21 protein-coding genes and 1 riboswitch are annotated in these 19,027 nt (G+C 71.8%); of the genes, 18 read left to right on the top strand and 3 right to left on the bottom strand.

All coding sequences use genetic code 11. The features are described 5' to 3' along the window. The first annotated feature begins 263 nt into the window (after positions 1-263). From ABZU53_RS26225 to ABZU53_RS26170, 12 genes are all read left to right on the top strand, one after another. Entirely contained in the window at positions 264-896 is a 633-nt protein-coding gene (locus tag ABZU53_RS26225) for a CDP-alcohol phosphatidyltransferase family protein (RefSeq protein ID WP_355068096.1), read from the top strand. Then, a complete protein-coding gene (locus tag ABZU53_RS26220) occupies positions 893-1,831 on the top strand; it encodes a DUF881 domain-containing protein (protein ID WP_355068094.1) in 939 nt (312 codons plus the stop codon). The genes ABZU53_RS26225 and ABZU53_RS26220 overlap by 4 nt, the downstream gene beginning before the upstream one ends. Continuing rightward, on the top strand, positions 1,828-2,160 hold the full coding sequence (locus tag ABZU53_RS26215) for a small basic family protein (RefSeq protein WP_007460356.1): 333 nt from the start codon (positions 1,828-1,830) through the stop codon (positions 2,158-2,160). The genes ABZU53_RS26220 and ABZU53_RS26215 overlap by 4 nt, the downstream gene beginning before the upstream one ends. An 11-nt stretch (positions 2,161-2,171) precedes the next feature. After that, positions 2,172-3,137, top strand: a complete 966-nt coding sequence (locus tag ABZU53_RS26210) for a DUF881 domain-containing protein (protein WP_355068093.1) — start codon at positions 2,172-2,174, stop codon at positions 3,135-3,137. Positions 3,138-3,220: 83 nt separating this feature from the next. After that, positions 3,221-3,601 (top strand): glycine cleavage system protein GcvH, encoded by a 381-nt coding sequence (gene gcvH / locus ABZU53_RS26205; protein ID WP_007460354.1) that lies wholly within the window; start codon positions 3,221-3,223, stop codon positions 3,599-3,601. A 217-nt stretch (positions 3,602-3,818) separates the two neighbouring features. Further along, on the top strand, positions 3,819-4,271 hold the full coding sequence (locus ABZU53_RS26200) for an FHA domain-containing protein (RefSeq protein WP_007071101.1): 453 nt from the start codon (positions 3,819-3,821) through the stop codon (positions 4,269-4,271). Positions 4,272-4,321: 50 nt separating this feature from the next. Continuing rightward, complete coding sequence (locus ABZU53_RS26195) at positions 4,322-5,023, top strand: MerR family transcriptional regulator (RefSeq protein ID WP_193376631.1); 702 nt, start codon at positions 4,322-4,324, stop codon at positions 5,021-5,023. A gap of 185 nt (positions 5,024-5,208) precedes the next feature. Next, on the top strand, positions 5,209-5,673 hold the full coding sequence (locus ABZU53_RS26190; RefSeq protein ID WP_007460347.1) for a bifunctional nuclease family protein: 465 nt from the start codon (positions 5,209-5,211) through the stop codon (positions 5,671-5,673). A 190-nt stretch (positions 5,674-5,863) separates the two neighbouring features. Continuing rightward, on the top strand, positions 5,864-6,460 hold the full coding sequence (locus ABZU53_RS26185; RefSeq protein ID WP_354855312.1) for a MerR family transcriptional regulator: 597 nt from the start codon (positions 5,864-5,866) through the stop codon (positions 6,458-6,460). Between the two features lie 365 nt (positions 6,461-6,825). Then, the gene (locus ABZU53_RS26180; protein WP_355068091.1) at positions 6,826-7,224 is read left to right on the top strand and encodes a group 1 truncated hemoglobin; all 399 of its coding nucleotides are present in this window, start codon (positions 6,826-6,828) and stop codon (positions 7,222-7,224) included. Between the two features lie 2 nt (positions 7,225-7,226). Further along, positions 7,227-8,393, top strand: coding sequence for a globin domain-containing protein (locus ABZU53_RS26175; RefSeq protein WP_354855310.1), 1,167 nt, complete (start codon positions 7,227-7,229; stop codon positions 8,391-8,393). Continuing rightward, positions 8,390-9,085: a DivIVA domain-containing protein gene (locus tag ABZU53_RS26170; protein WP_355068089.1), complete on the top strand. Its 696-nt coding sequence runs from the start codon at positions 8,390-8,392 to the stop codon at positions 9,083-9,085. Before ABZU53_RS26175 ends, ABZU53_RS26170 begins: the two co-directional genes overlap by 4 nt. 43 nt (positions 9,086-9,128) lie before the next feature. Here the strand turns inward: ABZU53_RS26170 and ABZU53_RS26165 are convergent, their stop codons facing one another. Then, complete coding sequence (locus ABZU53_RS26165; RefSeq protein WP_355068087.1) at positions 9,129-9,785, bottom strand: NAD(P)-binding oxidoreductase; 657 nt, start codon at positions 9,783-9,785, stop codon at positions 9,129-9,131. Positions 9,786-9,892: 107 nt separating this feature from the next. Here ABZU53_RS26165 and ABZU53_RS26160 point away from each other — a divergent pair, with 107 nt between their 5' ends. The 3 genes from ABZU53_RS26160 (at position 9,893) to gcvP (ending at position 14,970) form a co-directional block, all read left to right on the top strand. Beyond that, a complete protein-coding gene (locus tag ABZU53_RS26160; protein ID WP_355068085.1) occupies positions 9,893-10,960 on the top strand; it encodes a MerR family transcriptional regulator in 1,068 nt (355 codons plus the stop codon). 96 nt (positions 10,961-11,056) lie between these two features. Beyond that, positions 11,057-11,917 (top strand): NAD-dependent protein deacetylase, encoded by an 861-nt coding sequence (locus ABZU53_RS26155; RefSeq protein ID WP_355068083.1) that lies wholly within the window; start codon positions 11,057-11,059, stop codon positions 11,915-11,917. Between the two features lie 60 nt (positions 11,918-11,977). Beyond that, a riboswitch (glycine riboswitch) is annotated at positions 11,978-12,076 on the top strand. A gap of 71 nt (positions 12,077-12,147) precedes the next feature. Then, positions 12,148-14,970 (top strand): aminomethyl-transferring glycine dehydrogenase, encoded by a 2,823-nt coding sequence (gene gcvP, locus ABZU53_RS26150; RefSeq protein ID WP_355068081.1) that lies wholly within the window; start codon positions 12,148-12,150, stop codon positions 14,968-14,970. 123 nt (positions 14,971-15,093) lie between these two features. On the opposite strand, the gene ABZU53_RS26145 is transcribed toward gcvP, so the two are convergent. After that, the gene (locus tag ABZU53_RS26145) at positions 15,094-15,294 is read right to left on the bottom strand and encodes a DUF5999 family protein (protein WP_234586185.1); all 201 of its coding nucleotides are present in this window, start codon (positions 15,292-15,294) and stop codon (positions 15,094-15,096) included. Positions 15,295-15,390: 96 nt separating this feature from the next. Here ABZU53_RS26145 and ABZU53_RS26140 point away from each other — a divergent pair, with 96 nt between their 5' ends. Together ABZU53_RS26140 and def are read left to right on the top strand one after the other, a co-directional pair. Further along, positions 15,391-16,611: a chorismate-binding protein gene (locus ABZU53_RS26140; RefSeq protein ID WP_355068113.1), complete on the top strand. Its 1,221-nt coding sequence runs from the start codon at positions 15,391-15,393 to the stop codon at positions 16,609-16,611. 31 nt (positions 16,612-16,642) lie between these two features. Continuing rightward, positions 16,643-17,152: a peptide deformylase gene (def, locus tag ABZU53_RS26135; RefSeq protein WP_354855305.1), complete on the top strand. Its 510-nt coding sequence runs from the start codon at positions 16,643-16,645 to the stop codon at positions 17,150-17,152. Positions 17,153-17,172: 20 nt separating this feature from the next. Here def and ABZU53_RS26130 read toward each other — a convergent pair whose 3' ends face one another. Further along, positions 17,173-17,946, bottom strand: a complete 774-nt coding sequence (locus ABZU53_RS26130; RefSeq protein ID WP_355068079.1) for a TSUP family transporter — start codon at positions 17,944-17,946, stop codon at positions 17,173-17,175. Between the two features lie 183 nt (positions 17,947-18,129). Between ABZU53_RS26130 and ABZU53_RS26125 the strand changes: the two genes are divergently transcribed. Then, positions 18,130-18,909 (top strand): endonuclease/exonuclease/phosphatase family protein, encoded by a 780-nt coding sequence (locus ABZU53_RS26125; RefSeq protein ID WP_354855303.1) that lies wholly within the window; start codon positions 18,130-18,132, stop codon positions 18,907-18,909. The last annotated feature ends 118 nt before the right edge of the window (positions 18,910-19,027 follow it).

The following is a 19,027-nucleotide window of genomic DNA, read 5'->3' as shown; positions in this document are numbered from 1 at the left end:
ACGCTCTACACGTGGTGATCCACGCCACAGTGCGGCACAGCCGCACCGACAGCACGCGGCGGCGGCCGAGGAGCGCGGGGAAGCCCGATATAGTGGCAGCGCACTCAGCCGGCCCGTGATCATCGAGATCGCGGGCCGCATCAGGGCAGAGGTCCCATCCCGGGGCCGCAGGGGAGCCGGCGGTTGCCGGCCCGACAGCGCGTACGACCTCCGCCGCGCCCGATCTCGGTCTGGCGTCGGGGCGTGCGGTGGAGGAGGTTCGGGTGTCGCGTCGGCCGGCTCGGGCAGAGCATCCGCGGGACACCGGTGACCAGACTCCCGGCGACCAGGTGCTCACCCTGCCCAACCTGATCAGCTTCGGGCGCCTGCTGGGCGTACCCCTGTTCCTCTACCTGTTCCTGGTGGCCCGCGCGGACGTGGCGGCGGTGGTGGTGCTGGCTATCGGCGGCACCACCGACTGGGTCGACGGTTGGATCGCGCGCCGGCTGAGTCAGGTGAGCCGGCTCGGGGAGCTGCTCGACCCCCTCGCCGACCGGCTCTACATCCTCGCCACGCTGCTTGCCTTCACCGCCCGGGAGATCGTGCCGTGGCAGTTCACGGCGGCGCTGCTGGCCCGGGAGGCGTTGCTGCTCGGCTCACTGGCGGTGTTGCGCCGCTACGGGTACGGGCCGCCACCGGTGCACTACGTGGGCAAGACCGCCACGTTCCTGCTGCTCGCGGCGTTCCCGGTGCTGCTGTTGGCCACCGAGTGGAGTCAGGCGGCGACGGCGACGGCCGCGATCGGCTGGGGGCTGGCCTGGTGGGGGCTGGTGCTCTACTGGGTGGCCGGCGCCATGTACGTGGTGCAGGCGTCGCGGCTGGTGCGCGCGGCGCGCGACCCGGGAGCGGCCGCGTGAGCGCGACGCCGCCGGAGCGTCCCCGCCCGGATCGGGTGTACGCCCCGGACTTCCTCACCGAGCTGTTCCGCAACCCCCTGGATCCGGGGTACGCGGACGCGGCGGCCGCGCGCGAGCGGGTGGCGTCGTCGCAGGACGAGTCCCGGGGTTGGCCGGCGCGGTCGGTCAGCCTGGTCGTGGTGGTGGTGCTGGGTTTCCTGTTCGCGGTGGCGTATCGCCAGACGATGGCGGACGAGCCGGGGCGTGCTCAGGCCCGCTCCGGGTTGGTGGCGCAGATCAAGGAGCGGGAGAGCCAGACCGACCGGTTGTCGGCGCGCGCGGATCAGCTGCGGGAGGAGGTCAGCCGGCAGCGGGACGCGGCGTTGAGCGGGTCGACCGCGGCACGTCTGCGGGACCTGGAGGCGGTCACCGGGCTCGGCCGGGTGCGGGGTGACGGTGTGGTGGTGCGCCTGGCGGACGCCCCGGGCAACGCGGACGCGGTGACCGGTAAGGGCGCGGGGCCGCCGCAGGTGCTGTACAGCGATCTGCAGGGTGTGGCGAACGCGTTGTGGAGCGCCGGTGCCGAGGCGATCGCGATCAATGGGCAGCGGTTGACGTCGACGTCGACGATCCGTACGGCGGGCGAGGCGATCCTGGTGGATTTCCGGCCGGTGACGGGGCCGTACGAGGTGTCGGCGATCGGGCCGGGGTCGATGCGGCGCAAGTTCGAGGACAGTCGCAGCGCGGCGGTGATGCAGGACGTCGCGCAGAAGACCGGCCTGTCGTTCGGTGTGCGCAAGGCGGAGGACCTCACCCTGCCGGCGGCTCCGGAGCCGCAGCTACGCTACGCCAAGCCGTCGGTCAGTCCGAGCCCTTCGGGGTCGGGTGTCCGGTCCGGCAGTCCTGGGTCGTCGGGTTCGCCGGGGACCGCTAGTCCTTCCGGAGGTGGCGGATGATCGCGGTGCTGGCGTTGCTCGCCGGTGTGGTGCTGGGCGTGTGGCTTGATCCCACGGTGCCAGCGGCGTTGCAGCCGTACCTGCCGATCGCGGTGGTCGCCGCGTTGGACGCGGTGTTCGGTGGGGTCCGGGCGAAGTTGGACCGCATCTTCGACGACAAGCAGTTCGTGGTGTCGTTCATCTCGAACGTGCTGGTGGCGGGTCTGATCGTGTATCTGGGGGATCAGTTGGGGGTGGGCGGGCAGTTGTCCACCGGTGTGGTGGTCGTTCTGGGTGTGCGGATCTTCGGGAATGTGGCGGCGATCCGTCGGCACCTGTTCCGGGCGTAGGTTTGACAGCGATGAGCGACGAGCAGGCGGAGACGGGGACGGGCTGGCCGCAGCCGGCGGTGCCGGGGCGGCCGGGTGAGCCGGCGGGTGAGCCGGATCCGCGGCCGGACGCGCCGGATCCGGACGAGTTGAGTCCGTTGGCGCCGCACGGTCCGACGAAGGAGCCGGAGTCTCCGGATGCGGAGCCCGGGGTGGCCCCGGTCGATGACGGCGCGACGGTGGACCTGAGCGCGGTGGCGCGGGCAGGTGAGCCGGTGGACGAGCCGGTGGTGGAGTCGGCCCCTGCGGTGGCGGCGGGTCGGTCGCGGTTCAGCGCGGCCGGGGTGATGATCGCGGCGTTGTTGGCGTTGCTGGGGTTCACGCTTGTCGTGCAGTTGCGGACGACGTCGACGGATCCGACGTTGGGGGCGACGCGTCAGGAGGATCTGGTGCGGATCCTGTCGGATCTGGATGCGCGCGAGAACCGTCTCCAGCAGGACATTCGGGCGTTGGAGGAGAGCCAGCGGCAGTTGGCCTCGGGTGCGCAGGGTCGGCAGGCGGCGTTGGACGAGGCGACTCGTCGGGCGGACGAGCTGGGGATTCTGGCGGGCACGTTGCCGGCGGTGGGTCCGGGGTTGACGGTGCAGTTCTCCAGCAACGGGGTCAAGCCGATCACGGCGGACCGGGTGTTGGACGCGGTGCAGGAGTTGCGGGGCGCGGGCGCGGAGGCGATGCAGATCTCCGGTGGTGACCGGGCGACGGTGCGGGTGATCGCATCGACGTACTTCCTGGATGGGGACAACGGGTCGTTGATGGTGGAGGGGCGTCGGTTGACGGGGCCGTACACCATCACGGTGATCGGTGATCCGGCGACGATGCGTACGGCGTTGAACATTCCTGGTGGGGTGGTCGCGTCGGTCCGGGGTGACGGCGGTAACGTGGCGTTTGGGGAGCGTGAGGTTGCCGAGGTTTCGGCGCTGCACGCGCCGACCAAGTAGGAACACGCCCGTCCGGTCTCCTGACCGGCGCGGCCGCGCCGGGCCCGGGTGGTCCGGGGCACCGATGGATGAGGACGCGTCTGGTGATTCCCGAGGATCTGCGATACACCGCCGAGCATGAGTGGGTGGCGGGTGACGGTACCGGCTCGGTGCGGGTCGGCATTACGCACTTCGCGCAGGACGCGTTGGGTGACATCGTGTACGTGCAGTTGCCGGAGGCGGGTGCGGTAGTCGCGGCCGGTGACTCGCTGGGTGAGATCGAGTCGACCAAGAGTGTGTCGGAGATCTACGCGCCGGTCGCGGGCACGGTGGCGGCGCGCAACGACGCGCTGGGTGACACCCCTGAGCTGATCAACACGGATCCGTACGGTGCGGGTTGGCTGGTGGAGATCACTCCGAACGATCCGACGGCGACGGACGGGTTGCTGACGGCGGGCGCGTACCAGAAGATCACCGAAGGCTGAGTGTGCTTGATCCGGTGTGCGGGATGTCTGCGCGCGTCCGGTTGCCCTGCATTTCGGCGCTGGCTAGGCTCGCCCAGTCGACCGAGAAGAATCCATTAGTTGAGCGTTGTGGAATTGCCTTCCCGGGCACGGGGAGCCAGCCGCCGGGTGGACGAGCGCCCGGCGGCCAGACCCGCCATTACCCGACGCCGACCGAACAGATCCGTGAGGTGGTCCCATGACGCGCCCAGACGACGAGTTCCCCCCACTCGACGTCACCTCGACGCTCAATCTCGGCTCGCTCGACGAAGTGCTGGAAGGGCCGGACACCGATGTGGTGCCGAGCCGGATGTCCGGTTCGTTGCCGCCGGGTATGGCGCTGCTGGTGGTTCGTCGCGGCCCGAATGCGGGTGCCCGGTTCCTGTTGGACCACGATGTGACGACCAGTGGCCGGCACCCGGACAGTGACATCTTCCTCGACGATGTGACGGTGTCGCGCCGGCACGCGGAGTTCCACCGTGATGGTGGGACGTTCACGGTGCGGGACGTGGGTAGCCTGAACGGCACGTACGTGAATCGTGAGCGGGTCGAGGCGGCCACGTTGAGCAATGGTGACGAGGTACAGATCGGTAAGTTCCGGGTGGTGTTCATCGCCGGTCCGCGCCCGGAGGAGGAGGCCGGCCGGGGGTGAACGAGCCTGCGGCCTCCACGCCACCCGGGGCGGCCCGGTCCCAGCCGCTGATGAGCATCGGTGAGGTGCTGGGGCAGTTGCGGGTGGATTTCCCGGACACGACGATTTCGAAGCTGCGGTTCCTTGAGGCCGAGGGGCTGGTTGAGCCGCAGCGGACGGCGGCGGGTTACCGGAAGTACAGCTGGGACGATGTGGCGCGGTTGCGGTTCGTGCTGACCGCGCAGCGGGACCGGTACCTGCCGTTGCGGGTGATCCGTGAGCAGTTGGCCCAGTGGGATTCGTCTGGCGAGCAGCCGGAGCGGTCGCGGCCGGCGTTGGTCGCGGTGGGGCCCGATGGTGCGGTGCCGGGTCGGGAGTCGGCGGAGCCGGCCGAGTCGTCGCAGGTGCGGCTCGGCCGGGCTGAGCTGGTGGCTCGCAGTGGGATCGACGAGTCGACGCTTGTGGAGTTGGAGCGGCTCGGTGTGCTGGTGTCGGATCCGCCGGGGTGGTACGACGCGGATGCGTTGATCATCGCGTCGGCGGTGGCGGGTTTGGCGGCGTACGGGTTGGAGCCGCGGCATCTGCGGGGTTACCGGAGCGCGGCCGATCGTGAGGTCGGGTTGTTCGCGCAGTTGGTGGCGCCGTTGGCGCGGCAGAGTGATCCGGCGGCGCGGGCGCGGGCGGCGGAGACGGCGCGGGAGTTGGTGGCGTTGTCGGAGCAGTTGCACGCGGCGTTGGTGCGGGTGGGGCTTCGGTCGACGTTGGGTCGGTGAGGGTGCCCGGCAGGCGGCGGTGGAGCGGAAAGATCTCTTCTCCGAAGCGTGCCGTAGGCTTGCCGGGGTAACCCCTCTCTGGCGCGGGCGTGGTGCTGTAGCGCATCGGACGACCGTGTTGCGGTCCGTGTACCGTGCAGGGAAGGGCGCGGTGCGGCGTAGGTGACAACGACACGGAGGCGGCGGTGCGCGAGCTGAGCGTGGTCGGAGTTCGGGTGGAGCTGCCGAGCAACCAGCCGATCGTCCTGCTCAGGGAGGTCGAGGGCGACCGCTATCTGCCGATCTGGATCGGCGCGGTCGAGGCCACGGCTATCGCTTATGAGCAGCAGGGGGTCAAGCCGGCCCGTCCGTTGACGCATGATCTTTTGCGGGATGTGTTGGCGGCGTTGCAGGCGCCGTTGCAGGCGGTGGAGATCACCGAGCTGAAGGAGAACGTGTTCTACGCGGATCTCCTGATCGGCGATGGGGTGCGGGTGTCGGCGCGGCCGAGCGATTCGATCGCGTTGGCGTTGCGGGTCGGTGCGCCGATTCGTTGTGCGGAGCAGGTCCTCAGCGAGGCGGGGATCGTTATCCCCGACGAGCAGGAGGACGAGGTGGAGAAGTTCCGCGAGTTCCTGGAGCAGGTGCGTCCGGAGGATTTCGCGGGCTGAGTGGCTCGGTTCCGCGCTGGTGTCACGGTGGGTGACGTCGGCGTGTGGTTGGTGATCTTTCTCGGTGGCTGCGCGGCGTGTCGCGTCGGTTCCTCCGTGGTAACCCCTGAAGGTGGCGTTAGGGTTGCCGTGTCGAGGGGTGCGCGTCCCGGAAACGACGCGTCGCCGCACTGACGGGGAGGTTGTCCGGATGCACGAGCCGCAGGATCCTGATCCGGGTACACAGTTGGGTGAGCCGGGTGCGTCGTCGCCGGGTGTGGCGACTGAGGGTGACGGCTCGGTGGGCTACCGAGGTGTGACGGCGTGTCACGCGGTGGGCATCAGTTATCGGCAGTTGGATTACTGGGCGCGCACGACGCTTGTGGTCCCGAGCGTCCGGGACGCGTCGGGTTCGGGGACGCAGCGGTTGTACTCGTTCCGCGATCTGGTGGTGTTGAAGGTCGTGAAGCGGTTGTTGGACGCGGGGGTGTCCCTGCAGAACATCCGCAAGGCGATCGAGGCGTTGCGGTCGCGTGGTGTGGAGGATCTGGCGGGAATCACGCTGATCTCCGACGGGACGACGGTGTACGAGTGTCGGTCCCCGGAGGAGGTGGTCGACCTGTTGCAGGGTGGGCAGGGCGTCTTCGGGATCGCGATCGGTGGGGCGTTCAAGGAGATCCAGGGGTCGTTGTCGCATCTGCCGGCGGAGCCGGCGGCGAGCGGCCCGGCGGAGCCGGTGGTGGGGCCCTCGTCGGATCCGGTGGGTGACGAGTTGGCGGCGCGGCGGGCGCGGCGGCGGGCCGGCTGAGTCGCGCTGCGCGTCCGCTGGTGCCCGGTCCGGCGATACGGGTGACTCTTTTGGCTACGGCTGTCTGGTGACTGCGGGTCAGGTCGTGGCGTCCGGGTGACGGTTTCCCCGGGTGACGTTTTCCACAGTGGATACCGTGGGTGATCTTCTGGTTGCCGTGGGTGGATCTTCGGGGTCCACTGTGGTGACGATGCGTGTGCGTCGACTGTCGGGAAACCGATAGGGGGGCCCTGACCGGAGGTTGCGGGCACGCTATGGTCCGTCACGGTCCCCGGTGTGCCGCAGCGGCTTGACGGTGTGGCGTCGGTGGCCGTTGCCCCTGCGCGTCACCGCGCGCGCGACCTGTCACCCCGGAAGGAACGACCGTGACGGTTACGGAAGAGACCGCTCCCGCCTCGAATTACGACCGCATCGGCGGAGCGGGTTCGGTGAAGGCGGCCGTGGAGCTGTTCTACGACAAGGTGCTCGCCGATCCGGAGTTGGCGGGTTATTTCGCCACTGTGGACATGGCGGGCCAGCGTCGGCACCTGGCGTTGATGTTGACGGTGGTGCTGGGCGGCCCGAACGAGTACACCGGTCGCGGGTTGGCCGAGGCGCACCAGCCGTTGGGCATTCCGGTGGCGCACTACGCCAAGGTCGGTGAGTACCTGATCGCGACGCTGACCGAGTTGGGTGTTCCGGCCGACGTGCAGGACGACGTGCGGGCGGTGCTGGCGCAGGTGCAGGACCAGGTGGTGGCCACCGGAGAGCGTCCGGGCGTCTGAGCGTGGACGCGGCCCGACTCAAGCAGAGTTGGTCCCTCGTCGCCGGGCACGGCGACGAGGTGCCGCTCTACTTCTATTCGACGTTGTTTCTGGCGCATCCCGAGACGCGGCAGATGTTCCCCACGAACATGGCGGGGCAGCGGGACCGCCTGGTCACCGCGCTGGGCCACATCGTGTCCCACGTGGATCAGGTCGATCGGCTGGTGGGTTTCCTGCAGGACCTCGGCGCGGATCACCGTAAGTTCGCGGTCCGCGCGGAGCACTATCCGGCGGTCGGTGAGGCGCTGTTGGCGACGTTGCAGCATTTTCTCGCCGAGCAGTGGACCGATGAGCTGGCCCAGGACTGGGCGGCGGCGTACGGGCTGATCGCGCAGGTGATGACGGAGGCGGCGCAGGCCGCGGAGGCGGTGAACCCGCCGTGGTGGGTGGCGGAGATCGTGTCCCATGAGCGGCGGGCGTTCGACGTGGCGGTGTTGACGGTGCGTCCGCAGTACCTGTTGCCGTTCACGCCGGGTCAGTCGATCGGGGTGTCGCATCCGTCGGTGCGGTCGTGGCGGTACTACTCGCCGGCGAACGCGCCGCGCGCGGACGGCACGCTGGAGTTGCATGTGCGGGCCGCTCCGGGTGGCGCGGTGTCGTCGCGGCTGGTGTACGGCTCGGCGGTGGGGGACCGCGTGCATCTGGCCGCGCCGGTGGGGGAGCACCTGGCGTTGTGGGCGGCGGGTTCCAGTGACCTGTTGCTGCTGGCGTCGGGCACCGGCTGGGCGCCGGTGAAGGCGCTGGTGGAGCAGGTCGCCGCGGAGGGTTCGGGTCGTCGCGTGGATCTGTACGTGGGTGCGCGGTCGCGCAGCGAGTTCTACGACAGCGACGCGATCGACAAGTTGGCGTCGTCGTGTCCGTGGTTGACGGTGACGTACGTGGTGGGCGCGGACGCGAACCGGCCGGGTGAGTTCGTGTACGCGGTGGACCGGGCGTTGGCCGATGGTGACTGGCGTTCGCGGCACGTGTACGTGTGCGGGTCGGACGAGATGGTGTCGCACGCGGTGCAGACGTTGGCTCGGGCGGGTTACCACGAGGGTCAGGTGCATCACGAGGGTCTGGGCAAGCAGTGGTACGGCCCGGCGTGGCGTACGGCGGTCCAGCAGTCGAGTGAGGGGGGTGAGAGGTGAGCGCGACCCCGATCAGCCGGTACGACGGGATTCAGGTGTCCGGCGGTGTGCAGGTGCGGATGACCTCCGACCGGGTTCGGCGGTGGGAGTTCGGGACGGCGCCGTTCGCGCGGCGTGGCTACGACAACGCGGACGTGGACCGGTTCCGGGTGCAGGTCGCCGACGAGTTGGATCTGTTGGCGACGCAGATCGCGAACCTGCGGGCGGAGAACGAGCGGCTCACCGACCGGGTGGAGTTGCACCGCCACGGGGTGATCCCGAGCACGGGCGCGGCGGTGAAGGTGCCGGCGGCCAAGGAGGTGAATCTGCTGTCGGCGGCGCAGCGGGAGGCCGAGCAGATCATCGCGCAGGCGCACGACTACGCGCGGCGGGTCGCCGAGTACGCCCGGTTGCAGTACGAGAGTTACATGCGGGCGGCGGCGGAGGAGGCGAAGCAGGAGGCCGAGCGGGCGGTGGCGGAGTACCGCAATACGGCCGGGCCGAGCTTCGACGACACGGTGGCGACCCGGGAGGCGTTGCGGATCTTCGGCGAGATGATGGTGTCGCACATGCAGGCGGCGGCGCGGCATCTCGACGACGGCAGTGAGCAGTTGGCGCGCACGATGGACCGGATCGCGAAGGAGACGCCGGGGGCGCCCTTCGTGGGTGGCGTGGTGGGGCAGGCGGCGTTGCCGCGTCACCACCAGCGTTGACCGGCCCGGGTTGGGGTCACGTACCGCGACCCCAGCCCGGGGGTCATCTCGCGGCGGCGCGGACGGCGTCGGCGATCGGTGTCGTTCCGCCGACGAGTTCCAGGGTCGTGCCGGCGGTGCGGGGTTCGTCCAGGAGCGCGGCGAGGACCAGGGCGACGTCGGCGCGGCTGATGTCGCCTCGGCCGGCGTGTCGGGTGAGGGTGACGTGCCCGGTGGGTTCGTCGTCGGTGAGCCGGCCGGGGCGCAGCACCGTCCAGGCCAGGTCGCGGGCGCGCAGGTCGTCCTCGGCGGCTCGTTTGGCGCGTAGGTAGGCGGCCCACACGTCGTCGGTGCCGGCGGCGGGTGGGTTGTCCACGCCCATGGAGGAGACCAGCAGGTAGCGGTGGACGCCGGCGCGGGTGGCGGCGTCGGCGAGCAGCGCGGCGGCGGCCCGGTCGACGGTGTCCTTGCGGGCGGCGCCGCTGCCGGGGCCGGCGCCGGCGGCGAAGACCACCGCGTCGGCGTCGCGCAGGTGCGCGGCGACCTCGTCGACGTCGGCGTGTTCGAGGTCGCAGACGACCGCGGTGGCGCCGGCGGCGCGCAGGTCGTCGGCCTGGTCGGGGTTGCGGATCAGGCCGACGGCGGTGTCGCCGCGGCCGGCGAGGTGCCGCTGGAGCAGCAGGGCGATCTTGCCGTGGCCTCCGGCGATGACAACACGCATGGGCCCAACCTACCGGCGGCGGTGTCGCCGGGCTTGACCTTGACCTGTGGGCAACCCCCAGGGTGGTGCGTGCCGGTCGCCGTGACCGGCGCGAGGAGGATGCCGACGTGGGGTTGCTGTCCATCGGGGCGTTCGCCCGGGCGGCGGGACTGACGCCGAAGGCGTTGCGCCTGTACGGACGGGTGGGGGTGCTGGCGCCGGCCGCGGTGGATCCCGAGTCGGGATACCGGCTCTACGACCCGCGGCAGGTGCCGCTGGCCCGGCTGGTGGCCCAGTTGCGTCGCATCGGCATGCCGCTGGCGCAGATCCGCGCCGTGTGCGACCTGGAGCCCGCGGCGGCGGCGGAGGCGGTCACCGCGTACTGGCGGCAGGTGTCGGTCGACACCGCGGCTCGCGCCCGGCTCGCCAGCCTCCTCGTGGATCACCTGTCCGAAGGGAGCGCCACCGTGTCGAGAACGAACCGCACAGTCGCCGTCCGCTACGCCGCCGGTTGTGACACCGGAACCGTGCGGAACACCAACGAGGACGTCGCGTACGCCAGTGACCGGTTGCTGGCCGTCGCCGACGGGGTGCGAGGGCCCGGCGGCGGGGCCGCCAGCGCCGCCGCCGTCGACGCCCTCACCGCGTTGGATCTCACCGACGGGCCGGCCGTCGACCTGCTGACGACGCTGGCGGGGGCGGTCACCGACGCCGACCGGGTCGTACGCGAATTGGCGACCGACGACCACCAGCCGGCCACCACGCTGACCGCGCTGCTGCGCAGCGGCACCCACCTGGCGCTGGTGCACGTCGGTGACACCCGGGCGTACCTCCTGCGCGACGGTGAGCTGTCCCTGTTGACGCAGGACCACACGTGGGTGCAGGCCCAGGTGGATCAGGGCCGCCTCGACCGCGACGAGGCGGGCGCGCACCCCCAGCGGGCGCTGCTGGTGCGCGCGCTGGGCGGCGGTCAGCAGGTCGAGGCCGACCTGGCGCTGCGGGCGGCGCTGCCCGGTGACCGGTACCTGCTGTGCTCCGACGGACTGTGGGCGGTCGTCGACCGGGCCGCCCTGTTCTCGACGCTGAGCGCGGCCGCCGATCCGGAACACGCGGTGCGGGACCTGGTCGCCGCGGCGCGGGACGCGGGGGCGCCGGACAACATCGCCTGCGTCGTCGCTGACGTCGTCGCGGTGTAGACGGCGACGGACTGGCCGTCGCGGGTGTGCGGCGCCGGCGGGTGCCGCATTGCCGGGTGTTCGGCGTCGGCGGGTGCGCTGAGGCAGCATGAAGGGGTGACGAAGAGCCTGGAGGCGTTGACCTCGCTGGTGGCCGGTGGTGGGGTGGTGGTGCTCAGCGGGGCGGGCCTGTCCACCGAGTCGGGTATCCCGGACTATCGGGGGCCCAGTGGGGTGGCCCGCCGGCACACCCCGATGACCTTCCAGGCGTTCACCCGGGATCCCCTCGCCCGGCGGCGGTACTGGGCGCGCAGCCACCTGGGGTGGCGGTTGATCGCGCGGGCGGCGCCGAACGCCGGGCACCGGGCGGTGGCGCGGCTGCAACGCGCCGGCCTGGTCGACGCGGTGATCACGCAGAACGTCGACGGGTTGCACGGCGTCGCGGGCAGCGACCGGGTGGTCGAGTTGCACGGCCGTCTCGACGAGGTGGTCTGCCTGGACTGCGGCAACCTGACCTCCCGGGAGGAGGTGGACCGGCGGCTGCGCGAGGCCAACCCGGACTTCGTGGCCCGCGTCGCCGCCGTCAACCCGGACGGTGATGTGGATCTCCCCGACGAGCAGGCGGCCGGGTTCCGGCCGGTGGACTGCGGGATCTGCGGGACGGGGATGCTGAAACCGGACGTGGTGTTCTTCGGCGAGACGGTGCCGCCCGAGCGGGTGGCGCGGTGTTTCGCGCTGGTGGAGCAGGCGCGGGCGGTGGTGGTGCTCGGGTCGTCGTTGACGGTCATGTCGGGGCGCCGGTTCGTGATTCGCGCCGCGAAACACGGCATTCCGGTCGCGATCGTCAACCAGGGGCCGACCCGGGGTGACGGGTACGCCACGGTGTGCGTCGACGCGCCGTTGGGGGCGCTGCTGCCGGTGCTGGCCGACCGGGTCGTCGGCGGGGCCGCGCCGCTGGCCGCGCCGGCCGGCGTGTGACGTTCAAGGGGTAGGACATCTGTCGGAAACACCGGCGCTGGTAGCGTTGACCATGCCGGTACCACCCACGTGGGAGAGACCGCCCGACAGCAGCAGGGGCGGCGCCGAAGGGGCAAATCCTCCCCGGAACCTCTCAGGCAAAAGGACCTCGTGGGCAGGCACTGTGGAGCGCTGTGCGGGCGCGACAGAGGGGGAGGCCGATCCGTCGACCTCGCCCGGGAGCGCCCCTGATGTCCGTAGAGCAGTTCGCCACCCGTCACATCGGTCCCGGCCCCGACGATGAGCGTCGGATGCTGGAGGTCGTCGGGCACGACTCGATCGATGAGCTGATGGACGCCGCGATCCCCGAGGTGATCCGCTGGCACGGCACCCTCGACCTGCCCGATCCCGCCACCGAGGCCGAGGCGATCGCCGAGCTGCGGGCCCTCGCGGCCCGCAACACCGTCGCCGTCTCCATGATCGGCCTGGGCTACCACGGCACGCACACCCCGGCGGTGATCCGCCGCAACGTCCTGGAGGACCCGGCCTGGTACACGGCGTACACGCCGTACCAGCCGGAGATCAGCCAGGGCCGCCTCGAGGCGCTGCTGAACTTCCAGACGATGGTCACCGACCTGACCGGCCTGGCCACCGCGAACGCCTCCATGCTCGACGAGGGCACCGCCGCCGCGGAGGCCATGACCCTGGCGCGGCGCGCGTCCAAGAGCAAGAGCGGGGTGTACGTCGTCGACGCCGACGCCCTGCCGCAGACCATCGCGGTGATCACCAGCCGGGCGATGCCGCTCGGCATCGACGTGCGGGTCCTCGACGTCGAGCGCGACGAGTTGCCGGCGGAGTTCTTCGGCCTGCACCTGCAGTACCCGGGCGCGTCCGGGGCGGTGCGGGACCACGCGCGGCTCGTCGAGGCGGCCCACGCGGTCGGGGCCCTGGTGACCGTCGCCGCGGACCTGCTGGCGTTGACGCTGCTGCGCGCGCCGGGGGAGATCGGCGCGGACATCGCCGCCGGCACCACCCAGCGTTTCGGCGTACCCATGGGCTTCGGTGGGCCGCACGCCGGCTACCTGGCGGTCCGCTCGGGCCTGGAGCGGATGCTGCCGGGGCGCCTGGTCGGGGTGTCCCGCGACGCGGACGGCAACCCGGCGTACCGGCTGGCGTTGCAGACCCGCGAGCAGCACATCCGGCGGGAGAAGGCGACCAGCAACATCTGCACCGCGCAGGTGCTGCTCGCCGTGATGGCCGGCATGTACGCCGTCTACCACGGCCCGGACGGGCTGCGCGCCATCGCGGCGCGTACCCACGCCATGGCGGCGCGGCTCGCGGCCGGGCTGCGCGCCGGCGGCGTCGACGTCGCGGACGTCGCGTTCTTCGACACCGTCACCGCGCGGGTGCCGGGCGGCGCGGCGTCTGTCGTCGCGGCGGCGGCCGAGCGTGGGGTGAACCTGCGGCTGGTCGACGCCGACCGGGTGGGCATGTCCTGCGACGAGACGACCACCGACGCGCACCTGCGCGCGGTGTGGGCGGCGTTCGGTGTGGACGCGTTCGACGGCGACGCCGACGCGGCCCTGCCGGTCGACCTGGCCCGGACCTCGGACTTCCTGACCCACCCGGTGTTCCGCAGCCACCACTCGGAGACGGCGATGCTGCGCTACCTGCGGCGGCTGTCGGACTTCGACTACGCCCTGGACCGGGGCATGATCCCCCTCGGGTCGTGCACGATGAAGTTGAACGCGACCACCGAGATGGAGCCGGTCAGCTGGGCGGAGTTCGCGCACATCCACCCGTTCGCGCCGGACGACCAGACCGCCGGGTACCGGGAGATGATCGGGCAGCTGGAGTCGTGGCTGGCCGAGGTGACCGGCTACGACGCGGTCAGCGTGCAGCCCAACGCCGGCTCCCAGGGTGAGCTGGCCGGCCTGCTGGCCATCCGCTCCTACCACGCGTCGCGGGGTGAAACGCACCGCGACGTGTGCCTGATCCCGTCGTCGGCGCACGGCACGAACGCGGCCAGCGCGGTGATGGCCGGCATGCGGGTGGTCGTGGTGGCCTGCGACGACGACGGCAATGTCGACCTCGTCGACCTGGACGCGAAGATCGACAAGCACCGGGACGCGCTCGCCGCGACCATGGTGACGTACCCGTCGACGCACGGCGTGTACGAGACGGGCATCGCGTCGCTGTGCGCGAAGGTCCACGACGCCGGCGGTCAGGTGTACGTCGACGGGGCGAACCTCAACGCCCTCGTCGGGTTCGCCAAGCCGGGCACGTTCGGCGCGGACGTGTCGCACCTGAACCTGCACAAGACGTTCTGCATCCCGCACGGCGGCGGTGGCCCCGGTGTGGGTCCGGTGGCGGTGCGCGCGCACCTGGCGCCGTTCCTGCCCGGTGACCCGCTCGGCGCGCACGCCGACGCCACCCCGGCGATCTCGGCGGCGAAGTACGGGTCGGCGGGGATCCTGCCGATCCCGTGGGCGTACCTGCGGATGATGGGCGCCGAGGGCCTGACCCGGGCGACCGGCGTGGCCGTCCTCGCCGCGAACTACGTGGCGGCGCGGCTGCGCGGGCACTTCGGCGTGCTGTACGCCGGCAACAAGGGCCTGGTGGCGCACGAGTGCATCCTCGACCTGCGGCCGTTGACGAAGGCCACCGGCGTGAGCGTCGACGACGTGGCGAAGCGGCTGATCGACTACGGCTTCCACGCGCCGACGATGTCGTTCCCCGTCGCCGGGACGCTGATGGTGGAGCCGACCGAGAGCGAGGACCTGGCCGAGCTGGACCGGTTCTGCGACGCGATGATCGCGATCCGGGCGGAGATCGACCAGGTCGCCTCGGGGCAGTGGCCGGCGGGGGACAACCCCCTGGCGAACGCGCCGCACACCGCGGCGATGGTCAGCGGCGACGAGTGGCCGCACCCGTACCCGCGGTCGGTGGGCGCGTACCCGGGCGGGACCGACCGGGCGGGGAAGTACTGGCCGCCGGTGCGGCGCATCGACGGCGCCTACGGCGACCGGAACCTGGTCTGCTCGTGCCCGTCGCCGGAGGCGTTCGAGGACTGACGTCGGCGGGCCGGGGCGAACGGTTCTGGCCGCCCCGGCTGCGCCGCGACCTGGGCGGAGACGTCCCGTACCGGGGGACTAGCCTGGGTCGACGGCGGCGGTGTGGTTACGCTGGGTGGTCGTTCAGGCCACGAGAGCGTGGCGGGCGGGACCGCGGTGCGGTGCGATGCTGCTGCCGTCGGGGAGCAGCTCGCCGGTGTCCTCGAAAACGATGACACCGTTGCAGAGCAGGCTCCAGCCCTGCTCAGGGAAGCAGGCGAGGACCCGGGCGGCTTCCCGGTCGGTGGCTTCAGCTAAGGGGCAGGTCGGTTGGTGCTGGCACATCGGGTTCTCCGGACTGTGGGGGCACTGTGTCATGGTTCACATGACCAGTGACGCACAGTACCAAGCGAAAGTGTCCAGCATCGAGCAGGTGCCGGCCTGGCGTACGGGAAATCCACTGAACGGATGAGGAAGGTCGGACCATACGGCGTGGAAACGCTCCCACAGGTGCTGGTCGATGTGCCGGCCGCGCCCACCGCGTGTCGCGACACGCTCGCTGAACGCGCCCGCCTGCACTGGCGCCGCACCGACGGCGGCGACCCCGCCGTCCTCGCCGAGGAGTTCCTCGCCGCGCACGGCCTGAACCTGCGCGACCTCACCCGACCCACCCCCACCCACCACGACACCGGGGCCTGCGGCGCCGCGCTCTACCTGTCCGCCGCCGCCGGAGCACACCTGGCCGGCGCCCCCACCGCGGCGCCCGAACCCGCCCCGGCCCTGCCCGACCTCGCCGTCGTCGTCTACGACCACGGCCCCACCCGACGCGCCCCCGCCCGCGCGGCGGCACCCTGGTGGCTCGGCGACTGGACCGACAGCTGGACACCCGAGCAGCACGCCGCCGCCGTCGACGCCATCCGCGCCGCCATCGGCCGCGGCGACGTCTACCAGGCCAACCTCGTCGGCCACGCCGCCGCCCCCTACACCGGCGACCCGCTGCCCGCCCTGCTCCGCCTCGGCGCGCTGCCCGGCGCCCGCTACGGCGGCGTCCTCACCGGCGACGACTGGGCCATCGGCTGCGCCTCCCCGGAAACCCTCATCGAGGTCCGCGACGGGCACCTGATCACCCGACCCATCAAGGGCACCCGCCCCGCCACCGCCGCCGGCCGCGCCGAACTGCTCACCAGCGCCAAGGAACGCGCCGAACACATCATGATCGTCGACCTGGAACGCAACGACCTCGCCCGCATCGCCCGCACCGGCACCGTCACCGTCGACGACCTGTTCACCGTGCGCCGCTGGTGCGACCTGTGGCAGGCCGAGTCGACCGTACGGGCAGCCGCCGCCGACGGCCTCGGCCTCGCCGACCTGCTGCGCGCCACCTGCCCCGGCGGCTCCGTCACCGGCGCACCGAAACTCGCCGCCCTGACCCACATCGCCGGCCTCGAACCCGTCGGCCGCGGCGCCAGCATGGGCGCGCTGGGCTGGGTCGCACCCGGCCGCGTCGACCTCGGCCTGACCATCCGCACCGCCGCCGCCGACGGGGAGTTGCTGCACACCTGGGCCGGCGGCGGCATCACCTGGGACAGCGACCCCGCCGCCGAGGTCGCCGAAGCCGCCGCGAAGACCACCCCCATCCGCGCCACCCTGGCCGGACGCTGACCCCAGCACCGACGGCGATACGCTGACCCGCATGACCATGCGGCCCATCCGGATCATCGGCGACCCCGTCCTGCGCACCGAATGCGAGCCGGTCACCACCTTCGACGCCGAGCTACGCGCCCTGGTCACCGACCTCATGGACACCCTGCTCGGCGAGCCCGGCCGCGCCGGCGTCGCCGCACCGCAGATCGGCGTCAGCGCCCAGGTGTTCGTCTACGACGCCGACGGACACCGCGGCCACCTCATCAACCCCACCCTGGAACTGTCCGACGAACTCCAGGACGACGAGGAAGGCTGCCTGTCCATCCCCGGGCTGTACTTCCCGACCGTACGGGCCCTGCACGCCACCGCCCACGGCGTCGACCAGCACGGCGAACCGCTCACCATCAGCGGCACCGGTTTCCTCGCCCGCGCCCTGCAACACGAAACCGACCACCTGCGCGGCACCCTCTACGTCGACACCCTGCGCGGCGACACCCGCCGCCGGGCCCTGCGCGAGATCCGCGCCGGCCGCTTCGACTCACCCAGCCGCCGCGCCTAGGGCGGGCCCACCCGCCTCCGTCAGCGGGCCACCCACTGGTCGTGACCCAACTTCGCGACCAACGCCAGCACCACCACCAGCAGCACCACCCGCACGAAACCCGAACCACGGCGCAACGCCATCCGCGCACCCAGCACCGCGCCCGCGATGTTGCACACCGCCATCCCCGCGCCCAGCAACCACCACACGTGCCCGGTCACCCCGAACACCACCAACGCACCCAGGTTCGTGCCCGCGTTGACCACCTTCGCCATCGCCGACCCGTGCACGAAGTCCGCACCGATCAGCGCCGTGAACGCCAACACCAGGAACGTGCCCGTACCCGGACCGATCAACCCGTCGTACAGGGCGATGCCCAACCCGGCCACGCCGACCGCCACCGCGACCCGCGCCGGCGTGCGCCGCGCCGGCACCGCCACCACCCCCAGCCGGGGACGCAGCAGCACGAACACCGCCACCGCCACCAACACCACCAACACCACCGGCCGGTACGCCGACGCCGGCACCGCCCCGGCCAGCGCCGCACCCACCCCCGCGCTGACCACCGCCAACCCCGCCGCCGGCCCCACCACCCGCCAGTCGAGCTTCGTCCGCCGCGCGTACGTCGCCGCCGCCGTCGCCGTACCGAAGATCGCCGCCAACTTGTTCGTGCCCAACGCGGTGGCCACCGGCAACCCCGGCGCGGCCACCAGCAACGCCGGCAACAACAGCAGCCCACCACCGCCGACCACGGCGTCCACCCACCCGGCCATCGCGGCGGCGACCAGCAACGTACTCAGCGATACGGCGTCCACGGGCGGCAATTCTCCCCACCCCACCCGACCCACCGACGCCCGAAGTGGCCAGCCTCACCCGTCAACGACCCCGCGAACGCCGCAACCACACCCCCAACATGCCAACCGCCACGAACACCAGCATCGAACACAGCAGCACCTTCACCACACGGCAACCCTGCCACGGGGACGTAGGGTGCAGGAGTGCGCCTGGCCACCTTCAACCTGCTGCACGGACGATCCCTCACCGACGGGCTCGTCAACCCCGACCGACTCGCCGCCGCCGTCCGCGCCCTCGACGCCGACGTCCTCGCCCTGCAGGAGGTCGACCGCGACCAACACCGCAGCGGCAACCTCGACCTCACCGCCATCGCCGCCCGAGCCCTCGACGCGCCACACCACCGCTTCGCCGCCGCAGTCGTCGGCACCCCCGGCGAACAGTTCCGCCCCCTGCGCCACGACGACGACGGCCACGGCGAACCCTGCTACGGCATCGGCCTCATCAGCCGCCACCCCGTACGCAGCTGGCACGTCACCCGACTCAAGCCCGCCCCCGTCCGCTCACCGGTCTACGTCCCCGGCCCCGGCGGCGGCCTCATCCTGCTGCACGACGAACCCCGCGTCGTCCTCGCCGCCGTCCTCGACACCCCACACGGCCCCCTCACCGCCGCCGCGACCCACCTGTCGTTCGTGCCCGGCTGGAACGCCCGCCAACTCCGCCAGACCGTGCGCGCCCTCCGCGCGCTACCCGGCCCCCGCGTCCTGCTCGGCGACCTCAACCTGCCCGCCGGCCCGGCCCGGTTCATCTCCGGCTGGCGCCCCCTGGGCCGACTCCCCACCTACCCCTCCGGGCAGCCCCGCGTCCAACTCGACCACGTCCTCGCCGACCGGCACGCCCTCAACCAGCTCCCACCCGTACGGGCCGTCACCGCACCACCGTCCACCATCTCCGACCACCGCCCCCTGCTGGTCGACCTCGGCTGACGACCGACCCCGACCTCCACGCAGCCAGCGCCGAGCCGCAAGATTGCCTCAAGATCATTGCATCGACGAACTCCGACGATCATGCTGGGCGGGTCGCGCCACGATCAAACAGTCGGAG

Origin of the sequence: Micromonospora sp. NPDC005194 (genome assembly GCF_040608335.1) — a bacterium.
In the GTDB taxonomy this organism is placed as follows: domain Bacteria; phylum Actinomycetota; class Actinomycetes; order Mycobacteriales; family Micromonosporaceae; genus Micromonospora.
This window is presented reverse-complemented; position numbering and strand designations above follow the sequence as displayed.